The following is a 13,287-nucleotide window of genomic DNA, read 5'->3' as shown; positions in this document are numbered from 1 at the left end:
GAGTGGTCGTGACGTGCGCCACACGTGCGTAGACTCACCCCCATCGCTCCGGCAGGGGACCGGCGCGACGGTCGCGCGGTTCGTCAAGGAGGACGGATGCTCACGCTCGGTTCGGAAAGTCTCACCATCGTCGCCGTCATCGCGGTGATCGCGCTCGTGGCGCTCGTCTTCGCGTTCGTCCTGCGCAGACAGGTCCTCGCCGCGGACGACGGCACGGCGAAGATGCAGGACATCGCCCAGGCGGTGCAGGAGGGCGCCGGGGCGTACCTGAGCCGCCAGTTCCGCACGCTCGCCCTGTTCGCGGTGATCGTGTTCGGCCTGCTGTTCCTCCTGCCGGGCGACGGCGGCATCCGCGTGGGGCGCTCGGTCGCGTTCCTCGTGGGCGCCGGGTTCTCGGCGGCGATCGGCTACCTCGGCATGTGGCTCGCGGTGCGGGCCAACGTGCGCGTCGCGTCGGCCGCGACCCGGCCGGGCGGGCGCACCGAGGGCGCGCGCATCGCGTTCCGCACCGGTGGCGTCGTCGGCATGTCGGTCGTCGGCCTCGGCCTGCTGGGCGCCGCGGGCGTCGTGCTCGTCTACAAGGGCGACGCCCCCGCGGTGCTCGAGGGCTTCGGCTTCGGGGCCGCGCTGCTCGCGATGTTCATGCGCGTCGGCGGCGGCATCTTCACCAAGGCGGCCGACGTCGGCGCGGACCTGGTCGGCAAGGTCGAGCAGGGCATCCCCGAGGACGACCCGCGCAACGCCGCGACGATCGCGGACAACGTGGGCGACAACGTCGGCGACTGCGCGGGCATGGCCGCGGACCTCTTCGAGTCCTACGCCGTGACGCTCGTCGCCGCGCTCATCCTCGGCAAGGCCGCGATGGGCGAGGAAGGTCTCGTCTTCCCGCTGATCGTCACGGCCCTCGGCGCGCTCGTCGCCGTGCTCGGCGTCTTCATCACGCGCGTGCGCGGCCAGGAGAACGGGCTCAAGGCCATCTACCGCGGCTTCTACCTCTCCGCGCTCATCGGCGCGGTGCTCGCCGCGGTCGCCGCGTTCGTCTACCTCCCGTCGTCGTTCTCGGCGCTGGACGGCACCGCGGACCTCGGCGACCTGTCGGGGATCGCGGCCGACCCGCGCGTCGTCGCGAGCCTCGCCGTCGTCATCGGCATCGTCCTCGCGGGCATCATCCTGTGGATCACGGGCTACTTCACCGGCACGACGTCGAAGCCGACCCTGCACGTGGCCGCCACCTCCCGGACGGGCGCGGCGACCGTCGTGCTGTCCGGCATCGGCGTCGGGTTCGAGTCGGCGGTGTACACGGCGGGCGTCATCGCGGCCGCGATCTGCGGCCTGTTCCTCCTCGCGGGCGGCTCGGTGTGGCTCGCGCTGTTCCTCGTCGCGCTCGCCGGGTGCGGTCTGCTCACCACGGTCGGCGTCATCGTCGCGATGGACACGTTCGGCCCGGTGTCGGACAACGCGCAGGGCATCTACGAGATGTCGGTCGGCGAGTCCGGCGACGGCGACGCGGAGGCCGCGCAGATCCTCACGGACCTCGACGCGGTCGGCAACACGACGAAGGCCATCACCAAGGGCATCGCGATCACGACGGCGGTGCTCGCCGCGACCGCGCTGTTCGGGTCGTACGCGGACGCCGTGAGCCACGCGCTCGCGGACGTCCAGGAGCAGGGTGCAGGGCTCGTCACGGCGATGCTCGACTACGAGATCATCTCGCCGATCACGCTCGTGGGCCTGATCCTCGGCGCCGCGACGGTGTTCCTCTTCTCCGGCCTCGCGATCGACGCCGTGACGCGGGCCGCGGGGGCGATCGTCTTCGAGGTGCGCCGCCAGTTCCGCGAGCACCCCGGGATCATGACGTTCCAGGAGCGCCCGGAGTACGGGAAGGTCGTCGACATCTGCACGCGGGACTCGCTGCGCGAGCTCGCGACGCCCGGCCTGCTCGCCGCGTTCGCGCCCATCGCGGTCGGCTTCGGCCTGGGCGTCGGCCCGCTGGCCGGGTTCCTCGCCGGGGCGATCGGTGCGGGCGTGCTCATGGCGGTGTTCCTCGCCAACTCCGGCGGGGCCTGGGACAACGCGAAGAAGATCGTCGAGGACGGCGCGTACGGCGGCAAGGGCTCCGAGGCGCACGCGGCGACCGTCATCGGCGACACCGTCGGTGACCCCTTCAAGGACACGGCCGGGCCGGCGATCAACCCGCTCATCAAGGTCATGAACCTCGTGTCGGTGCTCATCGCCCCCGCGGTGGTGCTCATGAGCGTGCCCGCGGACGCGAACCACGCGCTGCGCATCGGCATCGCCGTGGTCGCGGCCGCGATCGCGTTCGGCGCGGTGATCATGTCGCGACTCCGCGCGGCGCGCGTCGACCGCGAGCAGTCCACGGTCGAGCCGGAGCGGGTCGCGACCGGCGCCTGATCGTCCGGTCAGCACGTACGAGGACGCCCGGGCCGTGCGCGGCCCGGGCGCCCCCGTCCCCGGTCTCGCGGACCGGGGACGCTCTCAGCCCTTGACGGTGAACGGTGCGCGCAGGAGCGCGTCCTCGCGGGACGACGGCCCGACGCGGAGCTCGAACTCGCCCGGCTCGACGACCCGCCGGCCCTGGGCGTCGACGAGGGTGCAGTCCGCGACGGGCACCTCGAGGTCGACGACGGCGGACTCGCCGGGGGCGAGCGCGACCTTGCGGTACGCCTTGAGCTCCTTCTCGGCCCACGTCACGGACGTGACGGTGTCGCTCACGTAGACCTGCACGGTCTCGCGCACGGGCCGCGAGCCCGAGTTGGTCAGCGTGACCTGGGCGCGGACGACGTCGTCGGGGCCGTGCACCGAGCCGAGCACGTGCAGGTCGGCGTACTCGACCGTCGTGTAGCTCAGGCCGTCCCCGAACGCGAACGCGGGGCTCTGCGTGAGGTCGGCGTACCGGTCGCCGTGCTGGCCGCGGACCACGTTGTAGTAGGTGGGCTGCTGCCCGGCGTGGCGGGCGAACGAGATCGGGAGCCGGCCCTCGGGCTCGATCTGCCCGAGGACGAGCTCGGCGACGGCCTGCCCGCCGCGCATGCCCGGGTTCGCGGCCCAGACGATCGCGGCCGCCGCGTGCGCTGACGGCGGCAGCACGAGCGGCTTCGACGCGACGACGACGACCACGACGGGCGTGCCGGTCGCGACGAGCGCGTCGAGCAGGGCGACCTGGCCGCCCACGAGCTCGAGGGTCGCGGTCGACTTGCCCTCCCCGACGAGCTCGATCCGGTCGCCGACGACGGCGACGACCAGGTCGGCGTCGCGCGCCGTCGCGACGGCCTCGGCGATCAGCGCGTCGTCGGGCGCGGCGGGCACGACGACCTGCGGGCGCGGCTGCCCGTCGGGGAACAGCTCGCCCTCGGGGTCGGGCTCGAGCGTGAGGATGTCGGCGCCGCGCGCGTGCGTGACCGTCCAGCCCTCGGGGACGAGGTCGCGGAAGCCGTCGAGGACGGTCGTGGTCATCTCGCGCGGGTGGCCGTCGGGCAGCCAGTCGGCCTGGCCGGACGCCCCGGCCCAGTCGCCGAGCTGCGTGTGGTCGTCGTCCGCGTTGGGGCCGACGACGGCGACCGTGCGCCCGCCCGTGAAGGGGAGCGTGCCGTCGTTCGCGAGCAGGACGAGGGAGCGCCGCGCGACCTCGAGGTTGACGGCGGTGTGCGCCGCCGAGGCGATGACGGCCTCCTGGCGCGCGACGTCGGGGCGCCGCGGGTCCTCGAACAGGCCCAGGCGGAACTTCAGCGTGAGGATGCGGCGCACGGCCGCGTCGATCGCGGTCTCCTCGACGAGGCCGCGGGCGACCGCCTCGAGCGCGCCCTCGAAGAACTTCGGCGTGGTCATGATCATGTCGTTCCCCGCGCGCACGGCGGCGGCGGAGGCGTGCACGTAGTCGGGCTGGATGTGCTGCTCCCAGACCATGCGGCCCACGTTGTCCCAGTCGGTGACGAGCGTGCCCGTGTAGCCCCACTCGCCGCGCAGGACGTCGTCGAGCAGCCAGCCGTTGACGGTGACGGGCACGCCGTCCATGGACTGGTAGCCGAGCATGAACGTCGCGCAGCCCTCGCGGGCGACGCGCTCGAACGGGGGCAGGAACCAGGACCGGAGCTTGCGCGGCGAGATGTCGGCCTCGCTCGCGTCGCGGCCGCCCTGCGTCTCGGAGTAGCCGGCGAAGTGCTTGGCGGTCGCGAGGATCCCGGTCGGGTCCGCGAGGCCGTCACCCTGGTACCCGCGGACCATCGCCGACGCGAGCTCGCCGATGAGGTACGGGTCCTCGCCGAACGTCTCGTCGACGCGTCCCCAGCGCAGGTCGCGCGCGATGCACAGCACGGGGGAGAACGTCCAGTGGATGCCGGTCGCGGCGACCTCGACCGCCGTGGCCCGGGCGACCTGCTCGACGAGCTCGGGGTCCCACGTGGCGGCCATGCCGAGCTGCGTGGGGAAGATCGTCGCGCCGACCCAGAAGGAGTGGCCGTGGATGCAGTCCTCGGCGACGAGCAGAGGGATGCCGAGCCGGGTCTGCCCCGTGAGCGCGTGCGCCTCGACCACGTTCTGGGGGGAGGTGTGCAGCAGCGACCCGGCGTGCTTGTCCAGGACCGCCGGCCCGACGCCGTCGCGCGCGTCGAGCTGCAGCATCTGCCCGACCTTCTCGGGGAGCGTCATCCGCGCGAGGAGGTCCTCGACGCGGTCGGCCACGGGCAGAGCGGGGTCGAGGTAGGGGAGGGTGCTCACGGACGGTCCTTCCACGGCGACGGCGACGGTTGCCCGCGCAGGCGCGCGTCGGGCGTGACGGCCGACGCGCTCGGGAGCCCGGGCGCGGCCACTCTACCCGCAAGACTGAATAACCGGTAAGTAAGTTTGTCGCCTCAGTGCCAGTGGTCGAGGAAGCGCGCGACGGTCCCCGTCGCGTGGTCCAGCACGCGGCCGTCCTCCGCCGCGGCCGCGGACAGCAGCGCCGCGTCGACGACGTGCGCCACCAGGTCCACGTCGGACACGTGCGTGTGGCCCGACGCGTCCAGCACGGTGCGCGCCGCCGCCAGCAGCCGCGGTCGCGACGCGCGCATGATCGGCCGCAGCGCCGGGTCGCGCATCGCCGTGAGCATCGGGTCCAGGCGCACGTCGACCACCGTGTCGTCCACGTGCGGCGCGTACAACGTCTCGATCAGCTCGCGCGCCGTCGCCGCGCTCGAACGCTCCTGCCGGGGCAACGCGTCGGCGCGCGCCTGCGCCGCCGTCGCGCGCACGTCCTCCGCGGCCTCGACCGCCGTGGAGACCAGCGACGCGCTCGTGGGGAAGTAGTACGACGCCGACCCCTGCGGCACGCCCGCCGCACGCGCCACCTGGCGGTGGGTGACGGCGCCGAAGCCCTCCTCGATGAGCAGGTGCGCGGCCGCCTCGACCATCGCGCGCTGCCGCTGCGCGCTGCGCCCCTGCACCGCGCGCCGCGCGCCGTGCGCCGGGTCCTGGGCGAGCCCGGGCGTCGGCCCCGCTCCGGCGCCCGCGCCGCCCTCGTCGCGCCCCGCCGTCCGGTCGATGGTCCCCGCTCCGTCGTCCACGCGGCCATCGTAGTGAGGCTGTCGCCGCTCGTCCGGGGTCGTGGGGTGAATCCAGGAATAACCTATACGCGCGTATGGTTACTGTCTCCCGGGTCGTGAGCGCGACCCACGGGAACGAAAGAGGAGTGGACAGAGATGGTCGCCGCCGAGGGGCTCGTCATCGACTGGGCGCAGATGCCTACCTACAACACCGTGATGTCCGTCGCCGTGGGTGCCGGGCTGATCCTGCTCGTCATGCTCGGTCGTGAGCTGCTGCGGTCGCCGGGGAACGTCGTCGTCGAGGGCTGGTCGCTCGCCTTCGGCGTGCTCGGCACGATCCTCACGGCGACCGGGCTGCACATGACGCTCACGTGGCCGCTCGCCGCGGGGGGCTTCCCGTTCGACAACATCGTCTTCGGCGAGACGAGCCTCGCGTTCGGCGTGCTGCTGCTCGCCGCCGCGTTCTACCTGTGGACCCGTGGCCGCGCCGCCCTGGAGCGCGCCGACGCGACCGAGCACCTGCAGGCCGTGGCGCGGCCGGTCTCGGTGTTCGTGCTCGGCATGGGTCTCGGGCTCGTCGCCATCGCGGTCGCGGGCGTGACGTACCAGCTCTTCGCCGCGCCGCCCGAGGAGCCCATCTCCGGTGCGTTCGCCGCCTACCCGCTCGTCGAGGCGATCTTCATGTCCGGCCTCATCGCGCTCGTGGGCCTCGGGGCGATCCTCTTCCCGTTCGCCGTGCGCTCGGGGCGCCGGGCAGCCCGCACGATCATCGGCTGGGCGTGGGGCCTGTCCGGCGTGGCGTTCCTGCTGTTCGGCGCGATGAACTTCTTCACGCACATCGGGCTCATCGTCAACACGATGGGCTGATGCGGAACGCGGGCAGAACCCCGCGAGCCGTTCGGCTCGCGGGGTTCGCCCCGCAAGCGCGAGGCGTCATCATAGGGGCCATGCAATCACCGGTGCGCGCCGTGGCCCACGCCGCGGTCCTCGCCGTCGTCGCGGGGCTGTGCGTCGCCGTCGTCGCGAGCGGGGCGTTCGACGTGGTGTCGCTCCCGGACGCCGCACCCGCGGCCGCGCCCTCCCCGCCCGCCGCGGCGGCCCCGACGGACGACGGCGGGAGCATCGACTCCGCCGACGGTCCGTCCGACGACGGCGCACCCGTCGACGCGACCGACGGCGAGACGTCCGGACACGTCGAGGGACCCACCGTGGACCCGCTGTGCCGGGAGGCGGAGGTCGCGTGGGGCGTCGCCGCGAAGGCGCAGGTGAACCTCACGGTCGAGCACCCCGAGGCCCTCGTGGAGGGGTTCACGACCGCACGGGACACGCTCGTCGGAGCGACCCCTCCTGAGGACGTCGCCCGCGACTGGGCCGTCGTGACGACCTACCTGACGATGATCGCCGACGAGGTCGAGGCGACCGGGACGCGCGACACGGACGAGCTGTCCCGGGCGATCGACCGCGTCGGGCGGCGTATCGACACAGGCGCGCTCACGTCGTCGTCCCAGGCGGTGACGGACTACTTCCGGGCGGGTTGCACCCGGTGAGGCGGCACCGCCGAACTTCACCCGGTGTCGCTCGCCACATGGGGAGCGGTCCCCACTTCGGCGGTTCGGGGCGGCGCGCGGCGCCGTCGTGGGAAACCATGGGCCCCATGCGCAACCGACTGACGATCACGAAGACCACGACCGCCCTCGCGACGAGCGCTCTCCTCGTCCTCGGCCTCGCCGCGTGCGGCGGCTCGGGCGACGACGCGAGCACCGACACCGAGACGACGGCCACGGAGGAGACGACCCCGGCGGAGGAGGAGTCCTCCGCGTCCGAGGAGCCCGCCGAGGAGGAGACCGGCGACGCCGAGGCGTCGGGCGACTTCTGCACGGCCTACGAGACCCTGATCGACGCCCAGAGCTCGCTCGGCTCGATCGACGCGAGCGACCCGGCCGCCGGCGTCGCCGAGTTCGAGACGTTCACCGCCGCGCTCGAGGCCGCCGAGGCCCCCGCCGAGATCAGCGGCGACTGGGACAAGGTGACGGGCGTGTTCCGCCAGCTCACCGACACCCTCAAGACCGCCGTCGACGACCCGGCGAGCGCCGACATGTCCGCGATCACCTCGGTCATGTCGGACCAGGAGTTCACGACGAGCGTGCAGAACGTCGCCGTGTACGGCACGCAGAACTGCTGACGTCCCCTCTCCCACCGGACCCTCGGCCCGCCTCGGCGGCCGGGGGTCCGGTGCGTCCGGGGCCGGACCGGCCGTCCCGGGCCGGATCCGCCAGGATGGACCCATGCCTCCCGCCGACGCCCCTGCCTCGACCGCTCCCGCCGCGCCGGAGCGTGTCGTGAGCCCGGCCACGCCCGGCGCGGGCCTCGCGCCCGCGGAGCTCGCCGCGGCCGCGGCGACGCTGCGTGCCGACCTCGCGGCGGCGGGGTTCACGGTCGACGGCGTCGAGCAGGTGCTCGGCCCGGTCGCGTCGGCCGCGCTGCACCGCGAGCAGGCCGTGCCGGCGCGGCGCGCGCTGCGCGGGCGCGCGGACGATCCGACGGCGGTCCTCGCCACGCTGTTCCTGCTGGGCGACGACGTCCCCCGCGCCGCGCTCGAGTCCGCCCTCGGGCGGACGGGGGTCGACGGCGCCCGGCGGCTCGGGCTGGTCGAGGCGGCGGGTGCGCAGGACGACGACCCTGTGCGCGCCGTAGTCGACCTGCGGCCCTACGCGGCGTCGGACGCGGCCGGCCCGGTCACGTGGTGGCTGTCGTCCGACCTCGGCGAGCTCGCGACGGGGCGGCGTCTCGCGCCCGACCACGTGCTCGGCGCGGGCGGGGCGTCCCTGACCCTCGCGCAGGTGACGGTCCGCACGCCCGTAGGGCGCGTCCTCGACCTCGGGACCGGCTGCGGGATCCAGGCCCTGCACGCCGCGCGGCACGCGCGGTCGGTCGTCGGCACCGACATCTCGCGCCGCGCCCTCGGGTTCGCGGCGTTCAACGCGGCGCTCGACGACGCCGGGTCCGACGACGTGGCCGCGGGCGCGGCGGGGACCGGCGCGCCGATCGAGCTCCGCGAGGGGTCGATGCTCGACCCCGTGGCGGGCGAGCGCTTCGACCTCGTCGTGTCGAACCCGCCGTTCGTCATCACCCCGCGTGCCGGGGCCGACGGGGCGGGCGCGCTGCCCGCGTACGAGTACCGCGACGGCGGGCGCGCCGGTGACGACGTCGTCCGCGACCTCGTGACGGGCGTCGGCGCGGTGCTCGCCCCCGGCGGCGTCGCGCAGCTCCTCGGCAACTGGGAGCACCGCCGCGGCGTCCCGTGGGACGAGCGCGTCGGCGCGTGGCTGGACGAGTCCGGGCTGGACGGGTGGGTGGTCCAGCGCGAGGTGCAGGACCCGGCCGAGTATGCCGAGACGTGGATCCGCGACGGCGGCACGACCCCGGAGCGCGAGCCCGCGGCCTGGGCGACGGCCTACGACGCGTGGCTCGAGGACTTCGCGGCGCGCGACGTGGAGGCCGTCGGGTTCGGGATCGTGACGCTGCGGCGACCCGTCGACGGCGCGCGCCCCACGCTCCGCCGGCTCGAGGAGCACACGGGCCCGGTGCGCCAGCCGCTCGGCGCGCACCTCGCGGCGTCGCTCGCCGCGCACGACTGGCTCGCCGCCCGCGACGACGCGGCGCTCGCGGGGGCGCGGCTCGCCGTCGCGCCCGACGTGACCGAGGAGCGGTTCCACACGCCCGGCGCGCCTGACCCGACGGTCGTCCTGCTCCGCCAGGGCGACGGCCTCGGCCGCGCCGTCCGGGCGTCGACCGGGCTCGCGGCGCTCGTGGGGGCGAGCGACGGCGAGCTCACCGTCGGGCAGCTCGTCGGGGCGATCGCCGCGCTCTTCGAGGTGCCCGCCGACGACCTCGCGGGCGAGCTGCTTCCCGCGGTGCGGGGCCTCGTGCGCGACGGATTCCTGGCGCCCGGCGCGTGACGCGTGGCCCGCGGCCACCTCGTGGTCGCGGGTGCGCCAGGTCGCCGCGAGACAGGGCCGGTCCGCACCGTTACGTTCGGGTGGCATGGACCTCGAGGTGCGACACCTGCGCATGATCGTCGTGGTGGCCGAGTCGGGGAGCGTGACCAAGGCGGCCGCGGCGCTCGGGCTCGCGCAGCCCGCCCTCACGGCCCAGCTCAACCGGATCGACCGCACGCTCGGCGGGTGCGTCTTCACGCGGGACCGCCAGGGCGCGCGGCCGACCGAGCTCGGCGAGCTCGTGCTGCGGCACGCCCGCGTCGTGCTGCCCGCGATGGCGGCGCTCGTCGACGACGCGCACCGCCACGTGCACGACGAGGGCCGCGTCGGGACGGTCCGCGTGGGGACGGTGAGCTCCGCGATCGGCGGGCTCCTCGCGAGCCGCCTGCACGCGGCGCTGCCCGCCGCCCTGGGGGTCGACGACCTCCTCGTCACCACCGCGACGTCGTGGTCGGTCGAGGAGACGGCGGAGCGGCTCGCGAGCGGGACGCTGGACGTGGCGCTGGTCGGCCTGTGCGACGACGCGTCGCCGCCGACCGACGGCGGTCTCGTGTGGACGACGGTCTCGACGGACCCGGTGTTCGTCCTCGTGGACGAGTACCACCCGGTCGCGGGGCGCGACGCCGTCGGGCTGGGTGAGCTCGCCGACGCGCTGTGGCTCACGGCCCCGGGGAGCGGGTGCTTCGAGCGCTGCTTCGTGAGCGCGTGCGCGCGGGCGGGGTTCACGCCGCGGGCCATGGGGGAGTCGGACCGGACGTCGTGCATCGACCAGGTGCGCGGCGGGTACGCCGTCGCGCTCGTCCAGCCGGTGCTGCTCGACGCGCCGGGCGTGCGCACGGTCGCGCTCGACGGCGCACCGCTGCGCTGGACGCACCACGTCGGCTGGCGGCGCGACGCGGTGGACCGGATCCCGGTCGAGGTGGTCGCGCGCGCGGCGGTCGGTGCCCACCGCGACGCCGTGCAGCGCTCCCCCCGGTACCGGAGGTGGCGCGCCGAGCACCCGGTGGAGATCGCGTAGGGGACGCACCGCGTAGGGGTGCACCCGCACATAGCGCCCGGCATATGACCTGATCGTGATCTGGGCGCGCGCTGGACGTCTCCCTAGCGTGACCCTCGACCGGGCCACCCGGGCCCGGCGAAGGGAATGGACGACATGACACGACCACTCCGCAGGAGGATCGCCGCGGTCACCGCCGCCGCGACGCTCCTGACGGGCGCGGCCGCGACGCACGCCGTCGCCGGCACGCCCGCACCCGACGACCGACGCGCGACGGTGCGCGCGGTCCCCAAGACGGCCCCCGGCCTGGAGCGCGCGCTGCAGCGCGACCTGGGCCTCAGCGCGCGGGACGCGACGACGCGTCTCGCCTTCCAGTCCGACGCGGCGGGCACCGAGGCGGCGCTCGAGCACCGCCTCGGCGTCGACTACGCGGGAGCCTGGGTCGACGACTCGGCGAACGTCCTCTACGTCGGCGTCACCGACGCCGCCGACGCCCGCACGGTGCGGGCCGAGGGCGCCACCGCGGTGAGCGTGGACCACACGCTCGCCGACCTCGAGACCTGGCGTGCGGCGCTCGACGGCGCGCTCGCCGACGACCCGGCGGCGCTGCCGGGCTGGTACGTCGACGTCACGCGCAACCGCGTCGTCGTCTCCGTGCGCGACGGCGGCGAGGCCGACGTCGCCGCGCAGGTCGCGGCGGCGGGCGTGCCCGCGGACGCGGTCGCGTACGAGGAGACGGCCGAGACCCCGCGCCCGCTGATCGACGTCGTCGGTGGCAACGCGTACACGATCGGCAGCGGCAGCCGCTGCTCCGTCGGGTTCGCGGTCCAGGGCGGGTTCGTCACGGCCGGGCACTGCGGCTCGACCGGTGCGCGCACCTCCGGCCCGGCCGGGACGTTCCGCGGGTCGAGCTTCCCCGGCAACGACTACGCCTGGGTCCAGGTCGACGCGGGCAACACCCCGGTCGGCGCGGTGAACAACTACTCCGGCGGCCGTGTCGCCGTGGCCGGTGCCACGCAGGCTCCGGTCGGGGCGTCGGTGTGCCGCTCGGGCTCGACCACGGGCTGGCACTGCGGGACGGTCCAGGCGTACAACGCCTCGGTCACCTACCCGCAGGGGACCGTCACCGGGCTCATCCGCACGACGGTGTGCGCCGAGCCGGGCGACTCGGGCGGCTCGCTGCTCGCGGGCAACCAGGCGCAGGGCGTGACGTCGGGCGGGTCCGGCAACTGCCGCTCGGGCGGCACGACGTACTTCCAGCCCGTCGGCGAGATCCTCTCCGCGTACGGGCTGACGCTCGTCACGAGCGGCGGGGGCGGCAACCCCGAGCCCCCGACCGGCTGCACGGGCTACGCGCGGTCGTACTCCGGGACGCTCTCCGCCGGGGCGACGGCCGTCCAGCCGAACGGTTCGTACTACACGGCCGCGACGTCCGGGACCCACCGCGCGTGCGTGACGGGCCCGAGCGGGAGCGACTACGACCTGTACCTGCAGCGGTGGAACGGATCGGCCTGGTCGAGCGTGGCACAGTCCACGTCGCCGGGGGCGAACGAGTCGCTGACGTACAGCGGCGCGGCGGGCTACTACCGGTTCGTGGTGCACGCGTACGCCGGTTCGGGCGCGTACTCGTTGGGGGCCACGACACCCTGACCTGACCCGTCCGACCGTCGAGCACGAGGCTGCCGTCGTTCCCGTTCTCTCGGGGAGCAGCCTCGTGCTCGACGGCGCGCCAGGACGTGCTCGGCGCGGCGCGCCGCGGGCGGGGAGCCCGTCAGGCCAGCAGCGCCGGGCCGTACTTGAGCACGACGAGGATCGCGAGCCCCACGAGCACCGCCGCGACGAGGTAGCCGTACGCGCCGGAGCGGACGAACCCGAGCAGCCGCGCCTGGGTGCCGCGCGGCAGGTACAGGTTGTCCTCCAGGACGTTCCAGTGCAGCAGGGACGCGAACACGAGCGTCGTCGAGACCGTGATGAGCAGGCACCACGGGCACAGCGCGCCGATGACGAACATCGACTGGTAGAAGAGCCAGTAGGCGAACACGACGCCGAGGAAGTAGACGCACTGCGCGGCGAAGAGGAACCAGCGGGGGAACCGCGTCCCGCCCAGGGCCGCGACTGCCGTCGTGATGACGATCGGTTCCGCGACCAGGCCGAGGAACGCGTTGGGGAACCCGAACACCTGCGCCTGCCACGACTGGGCGACGGTGCCGCACGACAGCACGGTGTTGACGTCGCACGACAGCGTGGCGGTGGGGTTCGCGGCGAGGACGACTGCGTCGTACGACAGCACGAACGCCGCGGTGAGGCTGAGCAGGCCGAACAGCAGCATCTCGCCGAACAGCACGCCGCGGGAGTGGCTCCAGCCGGTGGGCCGGGCGAACGGGTCGAACGCGGGGTCCGCGGGCGTCGCGCCGCCGTGCGCGCCCGACGGCGCCCGGCCGCCCGGGCGCGCGTCGTCCGCCAGGGCGGTGGTCGTCTCGGTCACGGGCGGTCCTCGGGTCCGCGGGGCCCCGCCGGGTCGGGGACGCCCCGGCGGGCGGGCAGAAGGTGGCGCCGGCCGGCAGGGTGGGCGCGCTGCCGGCTCGGCGCCGCGTCCAGGTTACGAAGCGCGCACCTGCCACCGACAGGGACCATGGTCCCGGCTTCGGCCCCCACCCGCCGAGCCCACCCCCCACCCGACCGAGCCCACCCCACGCGACCGAGCCCACCCGCCTCACCCCCCCCACCCGTCGAGCACGACATGAGGGTCGTCATG

Annotated in this window: 10 protein-coding genes; 7 read left to right on the top strand and 3 right to left on the bottom strand. The window is 74.7% G+C overall.

Features of this window, described 5'->3' with window-relative positions; genetic code table 11:
• The first annotated feature begins 96 nt into the window (after positions 1–96).
• Positions 97–2,412: a sodium-translocating pyrophosphatase gene (locus FIC82_RS18205; protein WP_154799420.1), complete on the top strand. Its 2,316-nt coding sequence runs from the start codon at positions 97–99 to the stop codon at positions 2,410–2,412.
• 84 nt (positions 2,413–2,496) lie between these two features.
• Here the strand turns inward: FIC82_RS18205 and FIC82_RS18200 are convergent, their stop codons facing one another.
• On the bottom strand, positions 2,497–4,734 hold the full coding sequence (locus tag FIC82_RS18200; RefSeq protein ID WP_168732081.1) for an exo-beta-d-1,3/1,6-glucosidase: 2,238 nt from the start codon (positions 4,732–4,734) through the stop codon (positions 2,497–2,499).
• A 134-nt stretch (positions 4,735–4,868) separates the two neighbouring features.
• Entirely contained in the window at positions 4,869–5,558 is a 690-nt protein-coding gene (locus FIC82_RS18195; protein ID WP_154799419.1) for a TetR/AcrR family transcriptional regulator, read from the bottom strand.
• Between the two features lie 135 nt (positions 5,559–5,693).
• On the opposite strand from FIC82_RS18195, the gene FIC82_RS18190 reads away from it, so the two are divergent.
• From FIC82_RS18190 to FIC82_RS18165, 6 genes are all read left to right on the top strand, one after another.
• Positions 5,694–6,404: a DUF981 domain-containing protein gene (locus FIC82_RS18190; RefSeq protein WP_253691268.1), complete on the top strand. Its 711-nt coding sequence runs from the start codon at positions 5,694–5,696 to the stop codon at positions 6,402–6,404.
• 80 nt (positions 6,405–6,484) lie between these two features.
• Entirely contained in the window at positions 6,485–7,084 is a 600-nt protein-coding gene (locus FIC82_RS18185; RefSeq protein WP_154799418.1) for a hypothetical protein, read from the top strand.
• 107 nt (positions 7,085–7,191) lie between these two features.
• The gene (locus FIC82_RS18180) at positions 7,192–7,719 is read left to right on the top strand and encodes a hypothetical protein (RefSeq protein WP_154799417.1); all 528 of its coding nucleotides are present in this window, start codon (positions 7,192–7,194) and stop codon (positions 7,717–7,719) included.
• A 103-nt stretch (positions 7,720–7,822) separates the two neighbouring features.
• Complete coding sequence (locus tag FIC82_RS18175) at positions 7,823–9,496, top strand: DUF7059 domain-containing protein (protein ID WP_154799416.1); 1,674 nt, start codon at positions 7,823–7,825, stop codon at positions 9,494–9,496.
• A gap of 85 nt (positions 9,497–9,581) precedes the next feature.
• Positions 9,582–10,553 carry a LysR family transcriptional regulator gene (locus tag FIC82_RS18170; RefSeq protein WP_154799415.1) on the top strand — a complete coding sequence of 324 codons (972 nt, stop codon included), beginning with the start codon at positions 9,582–9,584 and terminating at the stop codon, positions 10,551–10,553.
• Positions 10,554–10,688: 135 nt separating this feature from the next.
• Entirely contained in the window at positions 10,689–12,182 is a 1,494-nt protein-coding gene (locus FIC82_RS18165; protein WP_154799414.1) for a S1 family peptidase, read from the top strand.
• Positions 12,183–12,303: 121 nt separating this feature from the next.
• On the opposite strand, the gene FIC82_RS18160 is transcribed toward FIC82_RS18165, so the two are convergent.
• Complete coding sequence (locus FIC82_RS18160; RefSeq protein WP_253691267.1) at positions 12,304–13,017, bottom strand: vitamin K epoxide reductase family protein; 714 nt, start codon at positions 13,015–13,017, stop codon at positions 12,304–12,306.
• Positions 13,018–13,287: the final 270 nt, after the last annotated feature.

It is taken from the genome of Cellulosimicrobium protaetiae, assembly GCF_009708005.2.
GTDB classification, from domain to species: Bacteria; Actinomycetota; Actinomycetes; order Actinomycetales; family Cellulomonadaceae; genus Cellulosimicrobium; species Cellulosimicrobium protaetiae.
Note: the sequence above shows the minus strand (reverse complement) of the source record. Positions and strands in the feature narration are given on the sequence as shown.

Coding starts and splice junctions, on each gene's coding strand:
- FIC82_RS18190 (WP_253691268.1), top strand. CDS start 5,694: ATGGTCGCCGCCGAGGGGCTCGTCATCGACTGGGCGCAGATGCCTACC.
- FIC82_RS18185 (WP_154799418.1), top strand. CDS start 6,485: ATGCAATCACCGGTGCGCGCCGTGGCCCACGCCGCGGTCCTCGCCGTC.
- FIC82_RS18205 (WP_154799420.1), top strand. CDS start 97: ATGCTCACGCTCGGTTCGGAAAGTCTCACCATCGTCGCCGTCATCGCG.
- FIC82_RS18170 (WP_154799415.1), top strand. CDS start 9,582: ATGGACCTCGAGGTGCGACACCTGCGCATGATCGTCGTGGTGGCCGAG.
- FIC82_RS18165 (WP_154799414.1), top strand. CDS start 10,689: ATGACACGACCACTCCGCAGGAGGATCGCCGCGGTCACCGCCGCCGCG.
- FIC82_RS18175 (WP_154799416.1), top strand. CDS start 7,823: ATGCCTCCCGCCGACGCCCCTGCCTCGACCGCTCCCGCCGCGCCGGAG.
- FIC82_RS18180 (WP_154799417.1), top strand. CDS start 7,192: ATGCGCAACCGACTGACGATCACGAAGACCACGACCGCCCTCGCGACG.